Below are 24,332 nucleotides of genomic sequence, written 5' to 3' on the forward strand. Positions count from 1 at the left end.
CACACGGTGGGCACCGAAGGTTGTGCGCGATTGCGGCCGGGTCAGCGGCCGAGTCGACCGCGGACCATTCCGACCATCGAATTCAGCTCCTCGATCCGCATTTTGCGGGCGGCCACATAGAAGGAGCCCAGCAGGGCCGCGCTGCCGACGACCAATGCCGCGATCGACCCGAACACGCCGTGGCCGAGCACCATGGTGAGCGCGTACCCGATTCCGCCGCCGATGATCGCGGCGGGCACGGAAGCGAGACAGAGCCGGGCGTACGTACGGACGACGTTCGCGCCGTCCAGGTCGCCGCCGAGCCGCTTGCGCAGTCGCTGCCACGCGACACCGACACCGATCGCGTACGCGAGACCGTACGAGAATGCCATCCCGACGACCGCCCAGCGGGCGGGCAGGATCACGTAGCACAGCGCGGAGGCGGCGGCGTTGACCGCGGCGACGATGACCGTGTTGTAGAAGGGCGTCCGAGTGTCCTCGTACGCGTAGAAGCCGCGCAGCACCACGTACTGCACGGAGAACGGGATGAGGCCGAGGCCGAACGCCATCAGGATGTAGCCCATCGACTGGGCGGCGTCGGGACCGCTGGAGCCGAAGAGCAGGGTGCACATCGGGACGCCGAGGGCGACGAACATGAACGCCACCGGGACGATCGCCACGGCCGAGGTGCGCAGGCCCGAGGAGATGTCGTCGCGGACGGCACCGGGGTCGCCGTCGTGGGCGGCACGGGAGATGCGCGGCAGCATGGCGGCCATGACGGAGACGGTGATGATGGCCTGGGGCATGCCCCAGATTAGCTGGGCGTTCGAGTAGCCCATGATGCCGGTGCCGTTGACGTCGGAGGCCTTGCCCGCCGCCGTGGCGAGCTGGGTGACGACCAGGACGCCCGCCTGGTTGGCGAGCACGAAGAGGACGGTCCACTTGGCGAGTTTCACGGCCTTGCCCAGACCGTGGCCCTTCCAGTCGAAGCGCAGCCGGAAGCGGAAACCGGTCTCCCGCAGGTACGGGATCATCGCGAGGGCCTGCACGGTCAGACCGAGCAGCGTGCCGATACCCAGCAGGCGGACCCCGTCCGGCGGGATGTTGGTCACCTGCATACCGGAGTCGGCCGCTGTCCCGTAGACCCAGATGAACAGCCCGAACGTGCAGATCATGACGATGTTGTTGAGGACCGGGGTCCACATCATCGCGCCGAACTTCCCGCGGGCGTTCAAAATCTGGCCCATAACGACGTGCACGCCCATGAAGAAGATCGTGGGCAGGCAGTAGCGGGCGAATGTGATGCCGACGTTGTTGGCGGCGGGGTCACTGGCGACCGGCACCGACATCAGCTTGATCAGCAGTGGGGCCGCGAAGACCACGACCGCGACGATGGCCGCGAGCGCCACCATGACGAGGGTCAGCAGGCGGTTCGCGTAGGCCTCGCCGCCGTCCTCGTCCTCCTTCATGGAGCGGACGAGCTGCGGCACGAACACCGAGTTCAGGCCGCCGCCGACGGTCAGGATGTAGATCATCGTCGGCAGCGTGTACGCGACGGTCCAGGTGTCACCGAGCATTCCGGAGCCCAGCGCCGCGGTGATGATCACGGTCCGGACGAAGCCGGTGAGCCGGGAGACCAGGGTGCCCGCCGCCATCAGCGCGCTAGATTTCATCAGGCTCGAGGCCCGCCCGCCCTTCTTCGGGGCGGGAGCCGGTGCCGCAGCGGGCGGCGGGGGCGGCGGTACCTGGCCGAGGACCCGGGTCGGGTCGTCGACCGGCGGTTCGACCGGGGCGTAGCCGCCGCTGTAGCCGGGCTGCTGGTCGCGGAAGAGGTGGGCGAAGGCGTCCGGCTCGTGGCGTTCCTCGCCGGCCTGCGTCACCAGGTCGTCGACGCCGACGAACTGGGTCGTCCGCGCGTCGTCGCCGTACGGCAGGTACTGGGAGGGGCCCTCCGGCTCCGGCGCCGGCGTCTGTGCCCAGACGCGGGGATCGGGCTGGTACTGGCCCGCGGGCGGCGGCGCGTACAGGGGCTGCGGTGCCTGGTAGGTGCCCGGGGGTGGCGGCGGATGGGCGGCGCGGTCGTACAGCGCCTCGGTCACCGGGTCCTGGGCGGAGAGGTCGTGCGCCCGGTACGGATCCTGCCGGTACGCGTCCTGGAGGTAGGCGTCCTGCGGATAGGCGTCAGGGGCGGGCTGGGGCGGCGGGACCTGCCCGCCGGCCTCATGAGGGTCTGTGTACGGGTGGCCATCGCCCGAGGCAGAGCCACCCGAGCCCTGACCACGGTCACCGTTGTACGGCGCGTTCATGGATACCCCACCTCATCGTCCCCGGCCGACCGGCCACGACATCGCTCAACGGTCCACTCTCTCACCCGTGCCCGACGGGGCCGCGCTTTCCGAGGAGGTGTCAGCCGTCGGGTCACTCGGCTGCTGCGGAACGTCCGCTCCCGCGGTGGGGGCCGACGCGTCCTGCGGCTCGCTGTGTGCCACCGCCGCTTCGTCGTCCTGCGGCCCGTCCTGCGGCGGCTGGGCGGCCGCGGCGCGCTTGCGCTGGGTGTACATCCGGAACCCGGCCAGGACCAGCAGCAGGACTCCGCCGCCGATGACGAGCATCACGGTCGGCGTGATCTCCGTGGCGTCCACCTTGAAGGCGATCTTCTCGCCGTAGGGCTGGTTGTCCTCGGTGTACAGCTGGGCGTAGACGGTGATCGGCCCCGTGGCCTTGGCCGTGGTGGTGAACTTCACCGACTGGCTGTGCCCGCTGGCGATCTTCACCGCCTTGTCCTCGGAGATACCGTCGCCGATCTTGAGGCGGGTGCCGTTGGCGGACGTGAGACGCAGCACCAGATGGTCGACGTCCTGCCACAGGTTGTTCTGCACGGACACCGGGATGGTCGCGCTGCGCCCCGACAGCCGTACTCGGGACTTCTCGATCAGCGTGACCTGGTTGGTGATGTCGGAGAGGTACGTCGAGACGCCGTCACGGAACGTGGCGGAAATCCTCGGCCTGCCGCGCCAGGACGTGGACATCTCCCGGTCCATCGCGCGACCGAACGGGGTCACCACCCGGGACCGGTCGGTGAGGACGACCTTGAAGTTCTCCAGATCGCTCTGGGTGCCCTGGATCTGCTCGAACGCCGCATCCGAGAGTTCCTGCTTGCGCAGGGAGGCCGGGTAGGCCCGGGTCGACGGGACGCGCGTGGTCGCGCCCGGGTCGGGCTTCGCCGTGGTGGCGGCCGACAGGGTCTGGGGCCGTGACCAGGTGCCGTCCTGCAGCGCGTGCAGCGCCTGGGCGAGCGCGTGGGCCTGGCTGCTGGTGGGTGTCCGCTGGGGGGCCACGACGACGCTGCGCTGCTTGTCCGTCTGCATGTTGAGCATCAGGCTCTGGGCGAGGAACTCCTGGACGGCGAGCGTGGAGTTCTCGGCGCGCGCCATGTCACCGCGGAACGCGGTCGACAGCCTGGCGTCGGCGACGACGGCCGTGGCGCCGCCGCCGATGGGGCGCGCGGCGGACGGGGTGTACGACAGGCTGCCGGTCTCCCGGAACGAGTCGCTGCGCGCGATGATCTTGTCGGCGCCGGCGGAGGTCGCGACCTTGACGATGTCGGGGTCGACAGCGCCCTCGGCCGGCCACGCGTAGGAGGTGTCGGCCTTCACATGGAGGATCGTGTCCACGGTCTTCACGGCGGCGTCCGTGGCGTCCTTGAGGTGGCCGAGCGATCCGGTGACCTTCGTCCCGTTGTGCGCGAGGGACGCCAGGTCGGGATCGGCGAACGGCAGCGTGACCACCTTCTGGCCCTCGACGGCCGTCTGAAGGTCGTTCAGCCACTCCTTGGCGACTGCCTGGTCCTTGCCGGACGTGAACTTCCCGTCCGCACCCTTGATCGTGTACGCCTCCGTCATCGCGTCGACCGAGGCCAGCAGGTCGGGGTCGAGCACCCAGGTGACGTCGAGGTCGTCGCCGAGCGCCAGCATCTGCTGGAGGCGACCGCCCGGTGCGATCTGGCGGGCCAGGCTGTCGTCGTTGAACACGGGCGTCTGCTGCTCGTTCGTGCCCGTCTCTGCGGTGAGGTGCGTGTCCGAGATCAGGGGCCACAGAGCGGTGGTCCTGGTCCTGGTGGCCGCTGCGGAGGGCTGCCAGGGCAAGAAGGTTCGCTGGATGCCGAGGGTCTGCGAGTACGGCTGGTCGGCGGTCTGGCCCATGAGGGCGACGCTGATCTGATAGACGCCGTCGGCGCCGAGGTGCAGCTCCTTGACCGGCACCGAGAGTGTGAAGTCCTGAGTGGCGCCGGGCGCCAGCCTTGTGACCTTCTCGGCGTACTTGGTCGCGACCTCCGTGCCGTCGGGAGCGCCGCCCGTGCCACTCTTCGCGGCGTCGTCGATCGCCGAGCGCCCGCTGTAGGAGGTGCCGAGCCGCAGGCCCACATGGGCGTCGGTGACGGCCTGCCTGCCCCTGTTGGTGATCTTGCCCTGCACCGTGAGGGTGTCCTGGGCCGACGGCGCGACCGGCGAGAGCTGGTTCACCGCCACGTCGACCGTCTTCGTGCCGGTCGCGTCCGCGGCGGCGGTCGTCGCGGTGGACGCCGACGCGGACGCCGCGCCGGGCAGCAGCGGAAGCGCTGCCAGGAGCGGCGCCGCGGCGAGCAGAACGCCGGTGCGCCGCAGCAGACGGCGGGCAGGTGAGGGACTCATCCCTGGGAAGTCTGCCGCCTCGGCCACGCGTTCGTCCGTCCCTCGTCGTCGTCAGTGGTCGCAGATGTGTCCACGCATGGTAACGAGGAGCGCTGTGGCTCAGTGCCACGGTCCGCTCCACAAGATCGTGGAGCCAGGGTAGGGGGCCGGGTTCACGAGCTCTCCGCGACCCCGGCAAACGGTTCGGCCGGGGCGCCCGGGGCCACGTACCCTTTCCTGTTGTGCCGAACGCCAATGAAGACAACCCCAGCGCCCTGAGCCAGGTGCAGCGCCGCGCGGTCAGCGAGCTGCTGCGGGTATCGCCTGTCGCGGACGAGCTCGCCCGCCGATTCCAGGAGGCCGGGTTCTCCCTTGCCCTGGTCGGTGGTTCGGTCCGGGACGCGCTGCTCGGCAGGCTCGGCAACGATCTGGACTTCACCACCGATGCCCGACCCGAGGACGTACTGAAGATCGTTCGCCCGTGGGCCGACGCGGTGTGGGAGGTGGGGATCGCCTTCGGCACCGTCGGCTGCCAGAAGAACGCCCGCGTCGACGACGTCGAGCAGAGCTTCCAGGTCGAGGTCACCACGTACCGCTCCGAGGCGTACGACCGCACCTCACGCAAGCCTGAGGTGTCCTACGGCGACTCCATCGAGGAAGACCTCGTCCGTCGCGACTTCACCGTGAACGCGATGGCCGTCGCCCTTCCGGAGAAGGACTTCGTCGACCCGCACGGCGGCCTCGACGACCTGGCGGCGCGCGTCCTGCGCACCCCGGGCACGCCCGAGGACTCCTTCTCCGACGATCCGCTGCGGATGCTGCGGGCCGCGCGCTTCGCCGCCCAGCTCGACTTCGAGGTGGACCCCGGGGTCGTCGCCGCGATGAAGGCGATGGCCGGCCGGATCGAGATCGTCTCGGCGGAGCGCGTCCGGGACGAGCTGAACAAGCTGATTCTCTCGGCACATCCGCGCAAGGGCCTCACCCTCCTCGTCGACACCGGTCTGGCCGACCACGTCCTGCCCGAGCTGCCCGCGCTGCGGCTGGAGCGTGACGAGCACCACCGGCACAAGGACGTCTACGACCACTCGCTGATCGTGCTCGAACAGGCCATGGCGCTGGAGACCGACGGACCGGACCTGACGCTGCGCCTCGCCGCCCTGCTGCACGACATCGGCAAGCCGCGCACGCGCCGCTTCGAGGAGGACGGCCGCGTCTCCTTCCACCACCACGAGGTGGTCGGCGCGAAGATGACGAAGAAGCGCATGACCGCGCTCAAGTACTCCAACGAACTCGTGAAGGACGTCTCGCGCCTGGTCGAGCTGCATCTGCGCTTCCACGGTTACGGCACCGGTGAGTGGACGGATTCCGCCGTACGCCGCTATGTGCGCGACGCGGGCCCGCTCCTGGAGCGGCTGCACAAGCTGACCCGGTCCGACTGCACGACGCGCAACAAGCGCAAGGCGAATGCGCTCTCCCGCGCCTACGACGGCCTGGAGGAGCGCGTCGCCCGGCTTCAGGAGCAGGAGGAGCTGGACTCGATCCGCCCGGACCTCGACGGCAATCAGATCATGGAGATCCTGGGTGTGCGGCCGGGCCCGGCCATCGGTCAGGCGTACAAGTTCCTGCTGGAGTTGCGCCTGGAGAACGGGCCGATGGAGTACGACGCGGCGGTGGCCGCCCTCAAGGAGTGGTGGGCCGAGCGCCCTCAGGACTGAGGCGCGACACGTATGGCTCGGGGCTCTGTTTCACGTGAAACAGAGCCCCGAGCCATACGCGAAGGCGGACTGCGCTGCGCGGTGTTTCACGTGAAACACCGCGCATGCGCCGGAAGCCGTTCAGGCCGCGTCCTTCACCGGCGTCCGGAAGCGGGACATGGTCAGTGCGACTGCCCCGTAGAGAGCCGCGACGAGAACCACCAACGGGGCGGAGCGGCCGTCGGCCGGCAGCATCAGCGCCGCGACCCCGGCGGCGCCGACGAACGAGATGTTGAACAGCACGTCATAGACGGAGAAGACACGGCCCCGGAAGCCGTCGTCCACCGAGGACTGCACGAGGGTGTCGGTGGCGATCTTCGCTCCTTGCGTGGTGAGCCCCAGGACGAACGCGGCCACCAAGGTCGGAGCGGGGGCGAAGGGGAGCCCCAGGACGAGTTCCAGGACGGCCGCCACGCCGGCACAGACCACGATCCAGCCGCCCGCTCCGAAACGGTTCGCGGCCGCGGGCGTCACGACCGCGGCGACGAAGAACCCGGCTCCCGAGACACCCACCGCGAGCCCCAGCATGGCCAGGCCCTCGGACTCCGTGGACGACCACGCGTACCGGCACAGCATGAGCACCATGACGAGCAGGGCGCCGTAGCAGAACCGCATCACCGTGATGGCGGCCAGGGCGCGCGCCGCGGGTCGCCGGGAGACGAGGTGGTGTACGCCGGCGAGCAGATCCCGTGCGGTACCGGCGAGGGCGGCGCCGAGCCGCGGTTGCACGGACTCCTGGCTCGGCCCGAGCAGTTGTACGTCCATGCGGAGCGAGGCGAGCGCGGCGCAGAGATAGAGAGCCGCGCCGAGCAGGACGACCGCCGCGTCCGAGTCCGAAGCAACGAGCCGCACGAGAAAGGCGAGGCCGCCGCCAACGGTCGCGGCGAGCGTGCCGGCCGTGGGCGAGAGCGAGTTGGCGAGGACGAGCCGGTCGTCGTCGACGACCCGCGGCAGCGCGGCTGACAGCCCGGCCAGGACGAAGCGGTTGACCGCGGTGACGCAGAGAGCGGACGCGTAGAAGAGCCAGTCCGGTGCGTGGCTCAGCATGAGGGCGGCCGTCGCCGAGGCCAGCAGCACCCGCAGGAGGTTGCCGTAGAGGAAGACCTGTCGGCGGCGCCAGCGGTCGAGGAGGACGCCGGCGAACGGGCCCACGAGGGAGTACGGCAGCAGGAGGACGGCCATCGCCGAGGCGATGGCACCGGGCGATGTCTGCTTCTCCGGGGAGAAGACGACGTACGTCGCGAGCGCGACCTGGAACACGCCGTCCGCGCCCTGGGAGAGCAGCCGCAGGGCGAGCAGGCGCCGGAAGTCGCGCAGGCGCAGCAGGACGCGCAGGTCACGTACGACAGCCATGGGCACAGCCTCACATACGGGCAAGGCCCCCGGACGCACGATGTGTGCGAGCCGGGGGCCTTGGGAGCCTTCAGGCACGGCGGTGTTTCACGTGAAACACCGCCACGGAAGGAAGGTCAGCGCTCGACCTCACCCTTGATGAACTTCTCGACGTTCTCGTAGGCCTCGTCGTCGAAGTACTGCACCGGCGGGGACTTCATGAAGTACGAGGACGCGGAGAGGATCGGGCCGCCGATGCCGCGGTCCTTGGCGATCTTCGCGGCGCGCACGGCGTCGATGATGACACCCGCGGAGTTCGGGGAGTCCCAGACCTCGAGCTTGTACTCCAGGTTCAGCGGAACCTCACCGAAGGCACGGCCTTCGAGGCGGACGTACGCCCACTTGCGGTCGTCGAGCCACGCGACGTAGTCGGACGGGCCGATGTGGACGTTCTTCTCGCCCAGCTCGCGGTCGCGGATCTGCGAGGTGACGGCCTGCGTCTTCGAGATCTTCTTCGACTCGAGGCGGTCACGCTCCAACATGTTCTTGAAGTCCATGTTGCCGCCGACGTTGAGCTGCATGGTGCGCTCAAGACGGACACCGCGGTCCTCGAACAGCTTCGCCATCACGCGGTGCGTGATGGTCGCGCCGACCTGCGACTTGATGTCGTCGCCGACGATCGGGACGCCCGCCTCGGTGAACTTGTCAGCCCACTCCTTGGTGCCGGCGATGAAGACCGGAAGGGCGTTGACGAAGGCGACCTTGGCGTCGATGGCGCACTGGGCGTAGAACTTCGCCGCGTCCTCGGAACCCACGGGCAGGTAGCAGACGAGAACGTCGACCTGCTTGTCCTTGAGGATCTGGACGACGTCGACCGGGGCCTCGTCGGACTCCTCGATCGTCTCGCGGTAGTACTTGCCGAGCCCGTCGAGCGTGTGGCCACGCTGGACCTGCACGCCCGAGTTCGGGACGTCGCAGATCTTGATCGTGTTGTTCTCGGACGCGCCGATGGCGTCCGCGAGGTCCAGACCGACCTTCTTCGCGTCGACGTCGAACGCGGCGACGAACTCGACGTCGCCCACGTGGTACTCGCCGAACTGGACATGCATGAGGCCGGGGACCTTGGTCTCCGGGTCAGCGTCCTTGTAGAACTCGACGCCCTGCACCAGCGAGGCGGCGCAGTTGCCCACGCCAACGATGGCTACGCGAACCGAACCCATTCCGGTTGCTCCCTGTGTGTACTGGTGAAGTCCTGACCGGACTTCACGTGGCGGTGTCGTCGGACGGATCCGGCCGGGTGCTGTCCCGGTGCCGGGGCAGGCCGCCCGTCTCTCCAGATGTGTCTTGCTGAGCTGTGTCCCCCGGGCCCGGCTTTCGCTGGTCGCGTCCCGCGCGCTCGCTCTCGATGAGCTCGTTCAGCCAGCGCACTTCGCGCTCCACGGATTCCATGCCGTGCCGCTGCAGCTCGAGTGTGTAGTCGTCCAGGCGCTCCCGGGTGCGGGCGAAGGAGAGGCGCATCTTTTCGAGTCGCTCCTCCAGCCGGCTTCGGCGGCCTTCGAGGACGCGCATGCGCACATCGCGTGATGTCTGCCCGAAGAAGGCGAATCGCGCGGCGAAGTGCTCGTCCTCGTAGGCGTCGGGGCCGGTCTGCGAGAGCAGATCCTCGAAGTGCTCCTTACCTTCTGCCGTCAGCCGGTAGACGATCTTGGCGCGACGTCCTGTGAGTGCGGCAGGAGTGTCGGCGGGGCCGGCACTCGGCTCCTCGATCAACCAGCCGTTCGTGACCAGCGTCTTGAGGCAGGGGTACAGCGTCCCGTAGCTGAAGGCGCGGAAGACCCCCAGCGACGTATTGAGTCGTTTGCGCAGCTCATAGCCGTGCATCGGGGACTCGCGAAGCAGTCCGAGTACGGCGAACTCAAGGATGCCGGAGCGCCTGCTCATCGTCGCCTCCTCGCTGTCGCGGTCCCATGTATCGACTCTTTATGTCGTGCTGATGTATCGGCTCGATACATCTCGACGATAGAACGAGCCTGCGGCTGCGACAAGAGGGATCACGGTGAACGGCGTCACATCGCTGATTCCTAGGAAGCAACTTGCCTGGTTTGGGGTGAACTTCGGTGCTCGATGGGTTTTGACGGTGCGTAGTCTGTCCGCCATGCAGACCACCGGGAACCGAGTGACGCCCGGGGGCGTCGTTGCCCCGGGTGCAGTGCGGGTGAGTGCCGGAAGTGGCGCATCCGTACTTCGGGGGGACCGGAAACCAGACGCCGTTTCCAGGCGCGCGTGGCCGCGCCTGCCCGAGGAGTAGTCGTTCGATGAGCGAGCACCGTCGCAAAGCGCCGCAGCCGCAGGGGCGCGCCGCGGCCCGTCGTGGAGCGTCAGGAGAACCGTCGGGCCGCCGCGCGGCACCGCGCGGCAGTACCGCGTCACCTTCTGGTTCGTACGATCCCCCGAGTTCCTCGGGCTCGTACGACAATCCGGGCGAGGACCGCCCCTGGGGAGGCCGCGCGGAGGCCCGCCGCGCCGCTCAGCGCGGCAGCGGGGGCAGGCGCAAGGCCCCCGAGAGCGGCGGTACCGGAGGCGGTGGCGGCGGCGGAAGGGGACGCCGGGGCGGAGGCCCGGGCGGCCCGGGTGGGCCGAACGGCCCTGGGCGTGGCCGTGGCCGCGGTCCGGAGAAGAAGCAGGCCATCGATTACCCGCGCGCGAACCGGTACGGCTGGCGCCGCTGGGTGCCGTCCTGGCGGCTCGTGACCGGCGCGGGCGTCGGGCTCCTCGGCAGCATGATGCTGGTGGCGGGGATCGCGTACGCGATGGTGGGCGTGCCGAAGATGGCGGACACGGCCAAGGCGCAGAACAACGTCTACTACTGGTCCGACGGCAAGCAGATGGTCGCTACCGGTGGTGAGACCAACCGCCAGATCATCAAGTTCGCGGAGATCCCGAAGTCCATGCGTTACGCCGTCATGTCGGCGGAGAACAAGACGTTCGAGTCCGACAAGGGCGTCGACCCGATGGGCATCGCCCGCGCCGTGTTCAACATGGCGAAGGGCGGGGAGACGCAGGGCGGCTCGACGATCACCCAGCAGTACGTGAAGAACGCGATGCTGGACGACCAGTCACAGACCGTCACCCGCAAGATGAAGGAACTCCTCGTCTCCATCAAGGTCGGCCGCACCGTCGACAAGGACGACGTCATGGCCGGGTACCTGAACTCGGCGTACTACGGCCGCGGCGCCTACGGCATCCAGGCCGCCGCCCGCACCTACTTCGACAAGGACGCCTCCAAGCTCAACGCGAGCCAGACGGCCTTCCTCGCCGCCGTGCTCAAGGGCGCCACGTACTACGACCCGGCCGGCTCTCCTGAGATCGACCCGGTGAACGCCACCAAGGAGAAGAACACCGAGCGGGCCACGGCGCGCTGGAAGTGGATTCTCGACGAAGAGGTCAAGGACGGCCGCCTGTCCGCCTCGGAGCGGCAGGGGTACACAGCGTTCCCGAAGCTGCAGAACCCGCGCTCCAACGCCCAGCTCGGTGGCCAGATCGGCTATCTCGTCGACCTTGCCAAGGCGTACGTCATCAACAACAGCGGCGGGAAGATCACGGCCGGCGCCCTCCAGCGTGGCGGTTACGAGATCCACACCACCTTCGACCGCAAGAAGGTGGGTCAGCTCGAAGCGGCCGTGAAGAAGGTCCGCAAGGAGAACCTCGACGAGAAGCGCCAGTACAACGGGGAGTACGTCGACAAGTACGTCCAGTTCGGCGGCGCGTCCGTGAGCCCCAAGGACGGCGCCATCGAGGCCATCTACGGCGGTGCGGACGCGACGAAGCACTTCACCAACAACGCCGACGTGACCGGCGCCCAGGTCGGCTCCACCTTCAAGCCCTTCGTGCTGGCCGCCGCTTTCAAGGACGGCGTCAAGGACCCCTCCGGTCCGGAGGTGCAGGACGCCAGCCAGCGCACTGTCGTCTCGCCGAAGAGCCTGTACAGCGGTAAGAACAAGCTCAAGATCCAGGAGTACAACGGCCGGCCCTGGACCGACAAGGAAGGCAAGGAGTGGCTGCAGACGAACGACGGCGGCGACTCCTACAACGCGCCGAGCTTCCAGATCGATCTGCGTGAGGCCATGCGCGAGTCCGTGAACTCGGCCTACGTGCAGCTGGGCATGGACGTGGGCCTCGACAAGGTGAAGGAGGCCGCGCAGAAGGCCGGCATCCTGGACAACAGCTTCGCCAGCGCCAACTACCCGTCGTTCTCCCTCGGTACGTCCGACCCGAGCGCGATCCGTATGGCAGGCGCCTACGGGACCTTCGCGGCCAGCGGCCAGCAGAACGACCCGTACTCGGTGAAGTCCGTCAAGCACGAGGGCGAGACCGTCTACACGCACCAGGCCCAGCCCGAGCGCGCCTTCGACTCCAAGGTCGCCGACAATGTCACCGACGTCCTCAAGACGGTCGTCGACAAGGGAACCGGTACGAAGGCCGCACTTCCGGGCCGCGACGTGGCCGGCAAGACCGGTACCACGGACGGCAACAAGTCCGCCTGGTTCGTGGGTTACACCAAGCAGCTCTCCACGGCGATCACGATGTACCGGATGGACGACAACGAGAAGGCCAAGGACCGCAAGTTCCTGGAGATGTACGGAACGGGCGGCCAGCGGAAGATCCATGGCGCCTCGTTCCCGTCGGAGATCTGGCACGACTACATGTCCAAGGCCATGGCGGGCGAGCCGAACGAGTCGTTCCCCGAGCCCGAGCCCATCGGCAAGGTCGTCGGTGAGACGCCGAGCCCCACGCCGACGCCGACCATCACGACACCACCGTCCTCGTCGGCTCCGGCCAGCCCGAAGCCGAGCAAGACCTCGGCCGACCCGACACCTTCGACCAGCGAGTCCTGCAACAAGTGGACGGACTGGACGTGTGAGACCGACGGTGGGACGACGGAAGGCGATACGACCGACGGCGGCACCACGGACGGCGGCACGACGGACGGAGGAGCGACCGACGGCGGCGTGACCCCGGATCCGAGCGAAGGGGCCACCACCAGAGGAAATGAGAACGGCGGAGGTCTCTTCGGAGGCGGCGGCTGACAACCACCTCCCTCGCGCAGCGTGTTTCACGTGAAACGCTGCGTGCACCCCGGCCGACGAGGGCCGTCGCACCGTACTGGTGCGGCGGCCCTCGCCCCGTTCTCAGCGACGTACGGCAGGATGTGCGGCATGCCCAGTGCAGAGACGACGCATGCGAACCGGCCGGAGCCGGAGCCGGTACGGCCGACCAGGGAGGACGAGGTCGCGGCGGCCGGCAGCGAGCTCATCGGCGGACCCCTCGGGCGGCGGGCGCTGCTCGGCCGGTCGTGGTGGAGTCCGGTCCGCGTCATCGCCCTGGTGATGCTCGGCATGTTCGCGCTGGGCATGATCCAGAAGTACCCCTGTTACGACGGCTCGTGGTTCTACGGAGCGAGCTCCCAGTACACGCACGCCTGCTACTCGGACATCCCGCACCTCTACCAAGGCCGCGGATTCGCCGATGGGCTCGTGCCGTACTTCGACAGGTTGCCCGGCGACATGGAGTACCTCGAATACCCGGTCCTCACCGGTGTGTTCATGGAGGTCGCCTCGTGGCTGACACCCGGCAGCGGCTCCATCCAGCACCAGGAACAGGTGTACTGGATGGTCAACGCCGGGATGCTGATGATCTGCGCCGTGGTCATCGCCGTCTGCGTCACCCGCACCCACCGCCGGCGCCCCTGGGACGGGCTCCTGGTGGCTCTGGCGCCCGCGTTCGCGCTGACCGCCACCATCAACTGGGATCTTTTCGCGGTGGCGCTCACAGCGGCCGCGATGCTGATGTGGTCGCGCGGTCGCGCCCTCGCCTTCGGCGTGCTGCTCGGACTCGCGACCGCGGCCAAGCTCTACCCCGTCCTGCTGCTCGGCCCGCTGTTCGTGCTGTGCTGGCGGGCCGGGAAGTGGCGGTCGTTCGCCGTCGCGACGTTCGGCGCGGCCGTCTCGTGGCTGGTGGTGAACCTGCCCGTGATGTTCCTCGCCTCCGACGGGTGGTCGAAGTTCTACACGTTCAGCCAGGAACGCGGCGTCGACTTCGGCTCCTTCTGGCTGATCATCTCCCAGCACATGGACACGCCGCTCGACACCGATGTCGTCAACACCCTGGCCACGGCCCTGATGGTGCTGGCCTGTCTCGGCGTCGCGGCCCTCACGCTGACCGCGCCGCGGCGGCCGCGCTTCGCGCAACTGGCCTTCCTGGTGGTCGCCGCCTTCATCCTCACCAACAAGGTCTACTCGCCGCAGTACGTCCTGTGGCTGATCCCGCTGGCCGTCCTGGCTCGCCCCAAGTGGCGGGACTTCCTGATCTGGCAGGCCTGCGAGGTCGCGTACTTCCTGGGGATCTGGCTGTACCTCGCGTACACGACCAGTGGTGACAAGCATCAGGGTCTGCCGACCGACGGCTACCAGGTGGCCATCGCGGCGCACCTCGTGGGCACGCTGTACCTGTGCGCCGTCATCGTGCGCGACATCTGGATGCCCGACCGGGACGTGGTGCGCCGCTCTGGTGAGGACGATCCGTCGGGCGGGGTGCTGGACGGCGCCGAGGACGTCTTCGTGCTCGGATACGCGGCCCATCCCCCGCGGCACGCGGCCCATGGCGACGAGCAGCCGCTGCCGGTGAACTGGGGCAAGGAGACCGGCGGTTCACTCTGAGAGCCTGCAGGGAACGAATTCGGGGCCGGGCACCTCATAGGTGCCCGGCCCCGAACCGTACGTCTTCAGTGGACGGCGGCTCAGCGGTCCACGATCCGGTCGAACTGTGTGGTGGTGTGCCGCAGATGGGCCACCAGTTCCTCGCCGACCTTGGGCTCGGCGGCGTCCGACGGCACGAAGAGGATCGACACCTGCATGTGCGGCGGCTCGGCGAACCAGCGCTGCTTGCCCGACCAGACGAACGGGGCGAGATTCCGGTTCACCGTCGCCAGACCGGCCCGGGCGACACCCTTGGCGCGCGGCATGACGCCGTGCAGCGCCTTCGGGGCCTCCAGGCCCACGCCGTGCGACGTGCCGCCCGCGACGACCACGAGCCAGCCGTCGGAAGCCGCCTTCTGCTGCCGGTAGCCGAACCTGTCGCCCTTCGTGACGCGCGTGACGTCGAGGACCGCGCCGCGGTACTCGGTCGCCTCGTGGTCGCCCAGCCACAACCGCGTGCCGATCCGCGCGCGGAAGCGGGTCTGCGGGAACTGCTGTTGCAGACGGGCCAGCTCATCGGCCTTGAGGTGGCTGACGAACATGGTGTGCAGCGGCAGCCGTGCCGCGCGCAGCCGGTCCATCCAGCCGATGACCTCCTCGACCGCGTCCGAACCATCGGTCCGGTCGAGCGGCAGGTGGATCGCGAAGCCCTCCAGACGCACGTCCTGGATGGCGTGCGCGAGCTGGGGCAGGTCCTGCTCGGTCACACCGTGCCGCTTCATCGAGGACATGACCTCGATGACGACGCGGGCGCCGACGAGACCGTGCACGCCGTCGACGGAGGAGACGGAACGGATGACACGGTCGGGCAGCGGAACCGGTTCTTCGCCCCGCCGGAACGGGGTCAGGACCAGCAGATCACCGCTGAACCAGTCCTTGATCCGGGCGGCCTCGTACGTGGTGCCGACGGCGAGCACGTCGGAGCCGAGGCGGGTGGCCTCTTCGGCGAGCCGTTCGTGGCCGAAGCCGTAACCGTTGCCCTTGCAGACGGGTACGAGCCCCGGAAACTGCTCGAGCACGTGCTTGTGGTGTGCCCGCCAGCGCGCGGTGTCGACGTAGAGCGTGAGCGCCATGGCCGGTCCCGGAACCTTTCTCGTGGCTGCGGTGAAGCAGGGGTGTGGAGAGATTTTGGAGCTACGTGAATTGTGCCGGGTCCGCGGGGAAAGCGGAGCTGGTGTGCCGGGACGGGTCGCTGGGACGCCGAGCCCGGCTCACGGTCAGCGCCGCGACATGTAGATGTCGAGCGCCTTGTGCAGCAGCTTGTTGAGCGGGAAGTCCCACTCGCCGAGGTACTCGGCGGCCTCGCCACCCGTGCCGACCTTGAACTGGATCAGGCCGAAGAGGTGGTCGGTCTCGTCGAGGGAGTCGCTGATGCCGCGCAGGTCGTAGACGGTGGCGCCGAGCGCGTAGGCGTCCCGCAGCATCCGCCACTGCATCGCGTTCGAGGGCCGGACCTCGCGGCCGATGTTGTCGGAGGCGCCGTAGGAGTACCAGACGTGCCCGCCGACGACGAGCATCGTCGCCGCCGAGAGGTTCACGCCGTCATGGCGCGCGAAGTACAGCCGCATGCGGTTGGGGTCCTCGGAGTTGAGGGCCGTCCACATGCGCTGGAAGTACGAGAGCGGGCGCGGCCGGAAGTGGTCGCGCACGGCCGTGATCTCGTACAGGCGCTGCCATTCGGGGAGATCCTGGTAGCCGCCCTGGACGACCTCGACACCGGCCTTCTCGGCCTTCTTGATGTTGCGGCGCCACAACTGGTTGAAGTTCTTGTGGACCTCTTCCAGGGAGCGGTTCGCGAGCGGCACCTGGAAGACATAGCGCGGCTGTACGTCACCGAAGCCGGCGCCGCCGTCCTCGCCCTGCTGCCAGCCCATACGGCGCAGCTTGTCGGCGACCTCGAAGGCGCGGGGCTCGATGAAGTCGGCCTCGATGTCGCGCAGCCGCTTCACATCCGGGTCCTGGATGCCCTTCTTGATCGAGACGGCTTCCCAGCGCCGGATGACGACAGGCGGGCCCATCTTCACCGAGAAGGCACCCTGCTGCTTCAGGTGGGCGAGCATCGGGCGCAGCCAGTCGTCCAGGTTGGGCGCGTACCAGTTGATGACCGGGCCCTCGGGAAGGTACGCGAGGTACCGCTTGATCTTGGGGAGCTGGCGGTACAGGACGAGGCCCGCGCCGACCATCTCGCCGGTGCGCTCGTCGAACCAGCCCATGTTCTCGGAGCGCCACTCCGCTTTCACATCAGCCCACGCCGGGACCTGCATGTGGCTAGCCGCGGGCAGGCTCTGGAGGTATGCCAGATGCTGCTCTCGGCTGATGGTCCTCAGGGTCAGGCTCATTCGGGGCGCTCCTCGGGCTGGTGTGTCCCCATGGGTACAGGGGCTCCGGCTCTCGCGCGAAGCCTACTGCGCCCTGTGAGCGCCCCGACTGGCCGTATGGGGGGTCGGCCCCCCTGAGGGTGCTGACCTCAGCCGATGACGCCGCCGAAGAGGCCGCCATGGGCCATTCCGATGAAGAACCCGACAGCCGAGGCGCCGAGGCCGAGGACCAGGGCGAAGCGCTCACGGGTCGTCTCCGAGACGAACTGCCCGTAGGCGCCGGTCAGGATCCCGACGAGGCCGGTCCAGGAACTCAGGAGATGGAGACCGCTCCAGATCGAGGTGACGGCGGCGATCAGTCCGAGCACCGCGGTCACCGCGACCAGCGTGTCGGGGAGTGGATGGGACTTCCCGTCCGAGGCGAAGAGGGAGCCGGCGCTGGTGCTGTTCGGTCGCATTGCTTGTGCCATGAGGCACCTCCTGCGGAAGACGGCGCATCGTAGCGCCATAGACACCCGACGTATACAGATTGTGGACCTCTGCTGTCGGATTTCAACCCGAAGCCGGGGTGCGGGTAGTCTGTACCGTCTGCATCAGTGTCTGCCCACGTCCCGACAAGGGACTGGTACCCCCCTGGCTCGCGTGGCTCCCCTCCGGGAGGCCCGATTGTCAGTGGCGGCCGATACCGTTGCTACGCATAACAACCCTCCTGCCACGGAACGACCGTGGCCGCTGAGTCCAAAGGAGGTGGGTTCCACATGCGTCACTACGAGGTGATGGTCATCCTCGACCCCGATCTCGAGGAGCGTGCTGTCTCCCCCCTGATCGAGAACTTCCTCTCCGTCGTCCGCGAGGGCAACGGAAAGGTCGAGAAGGTCGACACCTGGGGCCGTCGTCGTCTCTCGTACGAGATCAAGAAGAAGCCCGAGGGCATCTACTCGGTCATCGACCTGCAGGCCGAGCCTGCGGTCGTCAAGGAGCTCGACCGGCAGATGAACCTGAACGAGTCGGTCCTCCGGACCAAGGTCCTCCGTCCCGAGACCCACTGAACTTCCTAGTTCAGCGGTACTTGGGATCCGAGTAGCAGCAAGCAGTCCGCAGCAAACCCGCCGAGAGGTACCCCATGGCAGGCGAGACCGTCATCACGGTCGTCGGCAATCTTGTCGACGACCCCGAGCTGCGCTTCACCCCCTCCGGTGCGGCGGTCGCGAAGTTCCGTGTCGCGTCCACTCCCCGCACCTTCGACCGGCAGACCAACGAGTGGAAGGACGGCGAGAGCCTGTTCCTGACCTGCTCGGTCTGGCGTCAGGCGGCGGAGAACGTCGCGGAGTCGCTCCAGCGAGGCATGCGCGTCATCGTGCAGGGCCGGCTGAAGCAGCGGTCCTACGAGGACCGTGAGGGCGTCAAGCGCACGGTCTACGAACTGGACGTCGAGGAAGTCGGCGCCAGCCTTCGCAGTGCCACGGCCAAGGTCACCAAGACCAGTGGTCGCGGTGGCCAGGGTGGTTACGGCGGCGGCGGTGGCGGCCAGCAGGGCGGCGGCTGGAGCGGTGGCTCCGGCGGCGGTCAGCCGCAGGGTGGCGGCGGCGGTACTCCCGCCGACGACCCCTGGGCGACCAGTGCGCCGGCCGGCGGCGGCAGCCAGCAGCAGGGCGGCGGCGGTGGCAGCTGGGGCGGAAGCTCCGGCGGCTCCGGCGGCGGCTACTCGGACGAGCCCCCCTTCTAAACCCCGGGGCCTTCGGGCCGGAGGGCGAGGGTGGGCCGTACCCCCACTTCTTGATCACACAGGAGATACACCATGGCGAAGCCGCCTGTGCGCAAGCCGAAGAAGAAGGTCTGCGCTTTCTGCAAGGACAAGGTCACGTACGTGGACTACAAGGACACGAACATGCTGCGGAAGTTCATTTCCGACCGCGGCAAGATCCGTGCCCGCCGCGTGACCGGCAACTGCACGCAGCACCAGCGTGACGTCGCCACGGCCGTGAAGAACAGCCGTGAGATGGCGCTGCTGCCCTACACGTCCACCGCGCGATAAGGAAAGGGTGACCGAAGAATGAAGATCATCCTGACCCACGAGGTCTCTGGCCTCGGCACCGCCGGTGACGTCGTCGACGTCAAGGACGGGTACGCCCGCAACTACCTGGTCCCGCGTGGTTTCGCGATCCGCTGGACCAAGGGTGGCGAGCAGGACGTGGCGCAGATCCGCCGCGCCCGCAAGATCCACGAGATCGCCACGATCGAGCAGGCCAACGAGATCAAGGCCAAGCTCGAGGGCGTGAACGTCCGTCTGGCCGTCCGCTCCGGCGACGCCGGTCGTCTCTTCGGCTCCGTCACCCCGGCCGACGTCGCTTCGGCGATCGAGGCTGCCGGTGGCCCGAAGATCGACAAGCGTCGTGTCGAGCTGGGCTCGCCGATCAAGACGCTGGGCGCCCACCAGACGTCCGTGCGTCTGCACCCCGAGGTGGCCGCCAAGGTCAACGTCGAGGTCGTCGCTGCCTGAGCCCTGCATTAGCAGAGCTTGAAGCACATGTGGGGCCGCACCCTTCGGGGTGCGGCCCCACACGCTTGCTGTCGTGCCGTGGCGTTGTCCCACGGTTCACGTTCCACGGTTCACGGTTTCACGTGAAACGGGGTTCGCGGAGGTACGGCCGGGCGGTCTCCCGGTTGTGTCACCGCGTGGCACCCGTGACGGCCCAGCGGCCCGAGCGGTAGCGCACCCAGAGCGTCACCATGCGCATCACCATCATCAGGGTCATCGCACCCCACACAGTGGTGAGACCGCCGCCGAGGACCGGTACCAGCAGGGCGACCGGGGTGAAGACCGCCAGGGTGAGCAGCATGGCCCAGGCCAGGTACGCCCCGTCGCCCGCGCCCATGAGGACGCCGTCGAGGACGAACACGATGCCGCAGACGGGCTGGGACAGCGCCACCACGAGCAGCGCGAGCAGGGCCGCGTCCTGGACGGTCGGATCGCTGGTGAACAGCGGCACGTACAGGGGGCGCGCCGCGATGACCAGCACGGCGAGGACCACTCCCGCGGCGATCCCCCACTGCACCATGCGCCGGCAGGCATCGCGGGCGCCCGGGGCGTCGTCGGCGCCGAGGTAGCGGCCGATGATGGCCTGCCCGGCGATCGCGATGGCGTCCAGAGCGAAGGCCAGCAGGTTCCACAGGGACAGGATGATCTGGTGTGCGGCCACGTCCGCGTCGCCGAGCCGGGCCGCGACCGCTGTGGCGATCATCAGGATGGCGCGCAGCGAGAGCGTGCGGACGAGGAGGGGCGCGCCGGCCTGGGCGCAGGCGCGGATGCCCGCTGCGTCGGGGCGCAAGGAGGCACCGTGGCGCCGGGCCCCGCGGACGACCACCACCAGATAGACAGCGGCCATGCCCAGCTGGGCGATGACGGTGCCCCAGGCGGAGCCGGCGATACCGAGATCGGCGCCGTAGACCAGGCCGACGTTGAGCGCGGCGTTGGCGATGAAGCCGGCGACGGCGACGTACAGGGGGGTCTTCGTGTTCTGGAGGCCGCGCAGGACGCCGGTGGCGGCCAGGACCACGAGCATGGCGGGGATGCCGAGCAGCGAGATGCGGAGATACGTGACCGCGTACGGCGCGGCCGTGTCCGAGGCGCCGAAGAGTTCGATCAGGGACGGTGCGGTGGGCAGGACGATCGCGATGACGGCGACGCCGAGGAGGAGGGCGAGCCAGATGCCGTCCATGCCCTGTTGGATAGCAGCCCGCAGATCACCGGAGCCGACCCGGCGCGCGACGGCGGCCGTGGTCGCGTAGGCGAGGAAGACGAAGATGCTGACCGCGGTGGTCAGCAGGGCCGAGGCGATGGCGAGTCCCGCCAGTTGCGCGGTGCCGAGATGGCCGATGATCGCGCTGTCGGCCATGAGAAAGAGTGGCTCTGCGACGAGTGCGCCGAAGGCGGGAACGGCGAGGGCGATGATCTCGCGGTCGTGCCGTCTCCGGGCGGATCTGGAGGTCGCGGAAGCCTGTGTCATAGGCACCAATCTAATCTTCCACAGGTAAGAGATGCAATGCCTCTAAGACCCTTACTTGCGACGGGGTTGTGCCCATCGTGGGACCGGGCTTGTGAAGAAGTTGGGCCGACCGGAAAAGTTTTTCTTCTGCACAGCCGGTGGACGGGATAACCGCAGGTCAGAACCATTGGGCGAAGGGGCGTGAGGGCTTGTTCACAGGGCTGTCCACCGGGTCGTGCACAGGTTTGGCCGAGTTCTCCACAGCGAGAGGCCCGTCATCCACACCGCCTGTGGATAACCAGATTGGCTGAAGGTGCCGACGGGCCTACCGTGGGGCGGCGCCCAGCGTGTCGTCCGGTCTCGGAAACCTCGCGGAACCGACGCGTCAGAACCGGAATCGGGCCCCCATATTTGTCAGTGTCGTGCCCTAGGAATGAGTGGCACGGCGAGGTCCGCTCGGCGGACGGGAGGAGGTGGCCCGGTGAGTATCTCCGAGCCCTTGGACGACCCCTGGGCCGACAGCGGTCCCAGTGACCGTCTACCCCCTTCCCGGCAGAGCCGTGGCGGTGGTCGCGACCGGAGCGACGAGCACGAGCGGGGTCGTGAGGGGGGCGGCTGGGACGACGGCCCGGCCACCTTCGAGCGCGTGCCGCCCCAGGATCTGGACGCCGAGCAGTCGGTGCTCGGTGGCATGCTCCTGTCGAAGGACGCGATCGCCGACGTCGTCGAGGTCCTCAAGGGGGCCGACTTCTACAAGCCGGCCCACGAAACGATCTTCCAGGCGATCCTCGACATCTACGCCAAGGGTGAGCCGGCCGACCCCATCACCATCGCCGCCGAGCTCACCAAGCGCGGCGAGATCAACAAGGTCGGTGGCGCATCGTATCTGCACACCCTCGTCCAGACCGTCCCGACCGCGGCGAACGCCGAGTACTACGCGGAGATCGTCCACGAGCGGGCCGTGCTGCGCCGACTCGTCGAGGCGGGCACGCGGATCACGCAGATGGGGTACGCGGCCGACGACGACGTCGACGAGATCGTCAACAGGGCGCAGGCCGAGATCTACGCGGTCACCGAGCAGCGCACCAGTGAGGACTACCTCCCCCTCGGCGACATCATGGAGAGCGCGCTCGACGAGATCGAGGCGATCGGCTCGCGCAGCGGCGAGATGACCGGTGTGCCGACCGGTTTCACGGACTTCGACTCGCTGACCAACGGCCTGCACCCGGGTCAGATGATCGTCATCGCGGCCCGGCCCGCCATGGGTAAGTCGACGCTCGCGCTGGACTTCGCCCGCGCGGCATCGATCAAGCACAATCTGCCCAGCGTCATCTTCTCCCTCGAAATGGGGCGCAACGAGATCGCGATGCGTCTGCTGTCGGCCGAGGCGCGGGTGGCCCTGCACCACATGCGGTCCGGCACGATGACGGACGAGGACTGGACACGGCTCGCGCGCCGGATGCCCGAGGTCTCGGCGGCGCCGCTCTACATCGACGACTCCCCGAACCTGTCGATGATGGAGATCCGCGCGAAGTGCCGCCGCCTCAAGCAGCGCCAGGACATCAAGCTCGTGATCATCGACTATCTGCAGCTGATGCAGGCCGGCGGATCGAAGCGCTCCGAGAGCCGCCAGCAGGAGGTGTCGGACATGTCCCGAAACCTCAAGCTGCTGGCCAAGGAGCTCGAAGTCCCGGTGATCGCGCTCTCCCAGCTGAACCGTGGCCCCGAGCAGCGCACGGACAAGAAGCCGATGGTCTCCGACCTGCGTGAGTCCGGCTCCATCGAGCAGGACGCCGACATGGTCATCCTGCTCCACCGCGAGGACGCCTACGAGAAGGAGTCACCCCGCGCGGGCGAGGCCGACATCATCGTCGGCAAGCACCGTAACGGCCCGACAGCCACGATCACGGTCGCCTTCCAGGGCCACTACTCGCGCTTCGTGGACATGGCGCAGACCTGATCGGAGCGGGCTGCGTCGTCGGAGCGGGCCGCGTCGTCGGAGCGGGCCGCGGCGTCGGACCGGGCGAGATCCGGAGGGCCTTGATCAGCCGCGGGTGAAATCGGCTCGACGCGGTACGGCGCGCATTGTGGACTGTGCGCATGACGTCACCCTCGAAGTTGTTGCCCACCACTCGCCGCGCCCTCCTGCACCGCATCGCCGTCGCGCAGAGCGAAGGGCGGGCTCCGTCGCTCGTCGCGGCGATCGCGCGGGACGGGGAGCTGGTGTGGACCGGCTCGCGCACGTCGGTCGACGGGCACGGACCCGACGAGACCGTGCAGTACCGGATCGGTTCGATCACGAAGACCTTCACCGCCGTGCTCGTGCTGCGTCTGCGTGACGAGGGACTGCTCGACCTGGGGGACCCGCTGGAGAAGCATCTCCCCGGGACCGGGGCGGGGGAGGTCACCATCGCCGAACTCCTCGCGCACACCGGGGGCTTGGCAGCCGAGACACCGGGCGAGTGGTGGGAGCGCTCGTCCGCCACGCTCCGCCCGACCCTCGCCCACGTCCTCGGTGAGCAGCCCTTCCGGCATCCGGTCGGCCGCCGCCACCACTACTCCAACCCTGGCTACACGCTGCTCGGTTCGCCGGTGGAGGCGGTGCGTGGGGTCACGTGGGAGGAAGCTCTGCGCGGCGAGATTCTGGAACCGCTCGGCCTGAGCCGTACCACCGTCAAGGCCCTGGCCCCGCACGCGGGCGGCTGGGCCGTGCATCCGTACGCCGATGTGCTGCTGCCGGAGCCCAGTGAGGACCTCGGCCTGATGGCACCCGCCGGTCAACTCTGGTCCACCGCCCGGGACCTGGCGGTCTTCGGGGCTTTTCTCGTCACGGGCGACGACCGCGTGCTGAGCGCGGAGTCCGTACGGGAGATGCGGACGCCGGCAGCGCCGACCCTGCCGGGCGACTGGGACGCCGCGTACGGGCTGGGGATGCAGGTGGTGCGTCGGGACGGCAGGATTCTGGCGGGTCACACCGGCTCGTTGCCGGGGTTCGTGGCGGGGCTGTGGCTGAGCGAGGAGGACGGGCTCGTCTCCGTCACGCTGGTCAACAGCACCTCGGGGGTGCCCGCTGCCACGGTGGCCGCCGACCTCCTGAAGGTCGTCGCCGAGGCCGAACCGCGGATCCCCGAGCCGTGGCGTCCGCTGCCCGAGGTCGACGCCTCGGCCCTGGAGCTGACCGGCCCCTGGTACTGGGGGACGCAGATCGTGGCCCTGCGTCTGACGGCCGACGGCGGTGTGGAGCTGGGGCCCGCGGCCGGTGGTGGGCGCCGATCCCGGTTCCGGACGAACGGCGACGGCACCTGGACCGGCCTCGACGGCTATTACGCGGGGGAGACGCTCCAAGCGGTGCGGCGGCATGACGGCGCGGTGAGCCATCTGGACCTGGGGTCGTTCGTCTTCACGCGGGAGCCCTACGGCATGGACGCGCCGGTGCCGGGCGGAGTGGACCCGGAGGGATGGCGAGGGCTGCCGCAGTAAGAGCGGTACGGCCTCCCGAGGAGGGTTCGTTTCACGTGAAACGGACTCTCCTCGGTGG

Annotated in this window: 18 protein-coding genes; 9 read left to right on the forward strand and 9 right to left on the reverse strand. The window is 68.7% G+C overall.

The genetic code is table 11. The features are described from left to right. Nucleotides 1-41: 41 nt before the first annotated feature. Nucleotides 42-2,285: a murein biosynthesis integral membrane protein MurJ gene (gene murJ, locus ACZ45E_RS10180; RefSeq protein ID WP_468218823.1), complete on the reverse strand. Its 2,244-nt coding sequence runs from the start codon at nt 2,283-2,285 to the stop codon at nt 42-44. A 45-nt stretch (nt 2,286-2,330) separates the two neighbouring features. Beyond that, nucleotides 2,331-4,670, reverse strand: a complete 2,340-nt coding sequence (locus ACZ45E_RS10185; protein ID WP_468218824.1) for a DUF6049 family protein — start codon at nt 4,668-4,670, stop codon at nt 2,331-2,333. A gap of 221 nt (nt 4,671-4,891) precedes the next feature. Here ACZ45E_RS10185 and ACZ45E_RS10190 point away from each other — a divergent pair, with 221 nt between their 5' ends. Further along, complete coding sequence (locus ACZ45E_RS10190) at nt 4,892-6,364, forward strand: CCA tRNA nucleotidyltransferase (protein WP_468218826.1); 1,473 nt, start codon at nt 4,892-4,894, stop codon at nt 6,362-6,364. Between the two features lie 120 nt (nt 6,365-6,484). Here ACZ45E_RS10190 and ACZ45E_RS10195 read toward each other — a convergent pair whose 3' ends face one another. From ACZ45E_RS10195 to ACZ45E_RS10205, 3 genes are all read right to left on the reverse strand, one after another. Next, nucleotides 6,485-7,756 carry an MFS transporter gene (locus ACZ45E_RS10195; RefSeq protein ID WP_468218829.1) on the reverse strand — a complete coding sequence of 424 codons (1,272 nt, stop codon included), beginning with the start codon at nt 7,754-7,756 and terminating at the stop codon, nt 6,485-6,487. A gap of 116 nt (nt 7,757-7,872) precedes the next feature. Continuing rightward, entirely contained in the window at nt 7,873-8,955 is a 1,083-nt protein-coding gene (locus tag ACZ45E_RS10200; protein ID WP_468218831.1) for an inositol-3-phosphate synthase, read from the reverse strand. A 43-nt stretch (nt 8,956-8,998) separates the two neighbouring features. Then, nucleotides 8,999-9,676, reverse strand: a complete 678-nt coding sequence (locus ACZ45E_RS10205) for a PadR family transcriptional regulator (protein ID WP_468218833.1) — start codon at nt 9,674-9,676, stop codon at nt 8,999-9,001. 374 nt (nt 9,677-10,050) lie between these two features. Between ACZ45E_RS10205 and ACZ45E_RS10210 the strand changes: the two genes are divergently transcribed. After that, entirely contained in the window at nt 10,051-12,822 is a 2,772-nt protein-coding gene (locus ACZ45E_RS10210) for a transglycosylase domain-containing protein (protein ID WP_468218835.1), read from the forward strand. A gap of 120 nt (nt 12,823-12,942) precedes the next feature. Continuing rightward, entirely contained in the window at nt 12,943-14,451 is a 1,509-nt protein-coding gene (locus ACZ45E_RS10215) for a glycosyltransferase family 87 protein (RefSeq protein ID WP_468218838.1), read from the forward strand. A gap of 80 nt (nt 14,452-14,531) precedes the next feature. Here ACZ45E_RS10215 and ACZ45E_RS10220 read toward each other — a convergent pair whose 3' ends face one another. The 3 genes from ACZ45E_RS10220 to ACZ45E_RS10230 form a co-directional block, all read right to left on the reverse strand. Next, complete coding sequence (locus tag ACZ45E_RS10220) at nt 14,532-15,563, reverse strand: alanine racemase (RefSeq protein WP_468218841.1); 1,032 nt, start codon at nt 15,561-15,563, stop codon at nt 14,532-14,534. A 144-nt stretch (nt 15,564-15,707) separates the two neighbouring features. Then, a complete protein-coding gene (gene femX / locus ACZ45E_RS10225; protein ID WP_468218844.1) occupies nt 15,708-16,829 on the reverse strand; it encodes a peptidoglycan bridge formation glycyltransferase FemX in 1,122 nt (373 codons plus the stop codon). A gap of 128 nt (nt 16,830-16,957) precedes the next feature. After that, complete coding sequence (locus ACZ45E_RS10230) at nt 16,958-17,278, reverse strand: hypothetical protein (protein ID WP_468218846.1); 321 nt, start codon at nt 17,276-17,278, stop codon at nt 16,958-16,960. Nucleotides 17,279-17,566: 288 nt separating this feature from the next. On the opposite strand from ACZ45E_RS10230, the gene rpsF reads away from it, so the two are divergent. From rpsF to rplI, 4 genes are all read left to right on the forward strand, one after another. Next, the gene (gene rpsF / locus ACZ45E_RS10235) at nt 17,567-17,857 is read left to right on the forward strand and encodes a 30S ribosomal protein S6 (protein WP_006604399.1); all 291 of its coding nucleotides are present in this window, start codon (nt 17,567-17,569) and stop codon (nt 17,855-17,857) included. 74 nt (nt 17,858-17,931) lie between these two features. Further along, complete coding sequence (locus ACZ45E_RS10240; protein WP_468218848.1) at nt 17,932-18,534, forward strand: single-stranded DNA-binding protein; 603 nt, start codon at nt 17,932-17,934, stop codon at nt 18,532-18,534. A 72-nt stretch (nt 18,535-18,606) separates the two neighbouring features. Continuing rightward, nucleotides 18,607-18,843, forward strand: a complete 237-nt coding sequence (gene rpsR, locus ACZ45E_RS10245; RefSeq protein WP_003949403.1) for a 30S ribosomal protein S18 — start codon at nt 18,607-18,609, stop codon at nt 18,841-18,843. Between the two features lie 18 nt (nt 18,844-18,861). Next, nucleotides 18,862-19,308 (forward strand): 50S ribosomal protein L9, encoded by a 447-nt coding sequence (gene rplI, locus ACZ45E_RS10250; protein ID WP_468218850.1) that lies wholly within the window; start codon nt 18,862-18,864, stop codon nt 19,306-19,308. A 169-nt stretch (nt 19,309-19,477) separates the two neighbouring features. Here rplI and ACZ45E_RS10255 read toward each other — a convergent pair whose 3' ends face one another. Further along, a complete protein-coding gene (locus tag ACZ45E_RS10255) occupies nt 19,478-20,824 on the reverse strand; it encodes an MATE family efflux transporter (RefSeq protein ID WP_468218852.1) in 1,347 nt (448 codons plus the stop codon). Between the two features lie 451 nt (nt 20,825-21,275). Here ACZ45E_RS10255 and dnaB point away from each other — a divergent pair, with 451 nt between their 5' ends. Together dnaB and ACZ45E_RS10265 are read left to right on the forward strand one after the other, a co-directional pair. Continuing rightward, nucleotides 21,276-22,754, forward strand: a complete 1,479-nt coding sequence (gene dnaB, locus ACZ45E_RS10260; RefSeq protein WP_468218853.1) for a replicative DNA helicase — start codon at nt 21,276-21,278, stop codon at nt 22,752-22,754. 140 nt (nt 22,755-22,894) lie between these two features. Continuing rightward, the gene (locus ACZ45E_RS10265) at nt 22,895-24,274 is read left to right on the forward strand and encodes a serine hydrolase domain-containing protein (protein WP_468218856.1); all 1,380 of its coding nucleotides are present in this window, start codon (nt 22,895-22,897) and stop codon (nt 24,272-24,274) included. Nucleotides 24,275-24,332 lie beyond the last annotated feature (58 nt).

It is taken from the genome of Streptomyces sp. NPDC030991 (assembly GCF_055571235.1).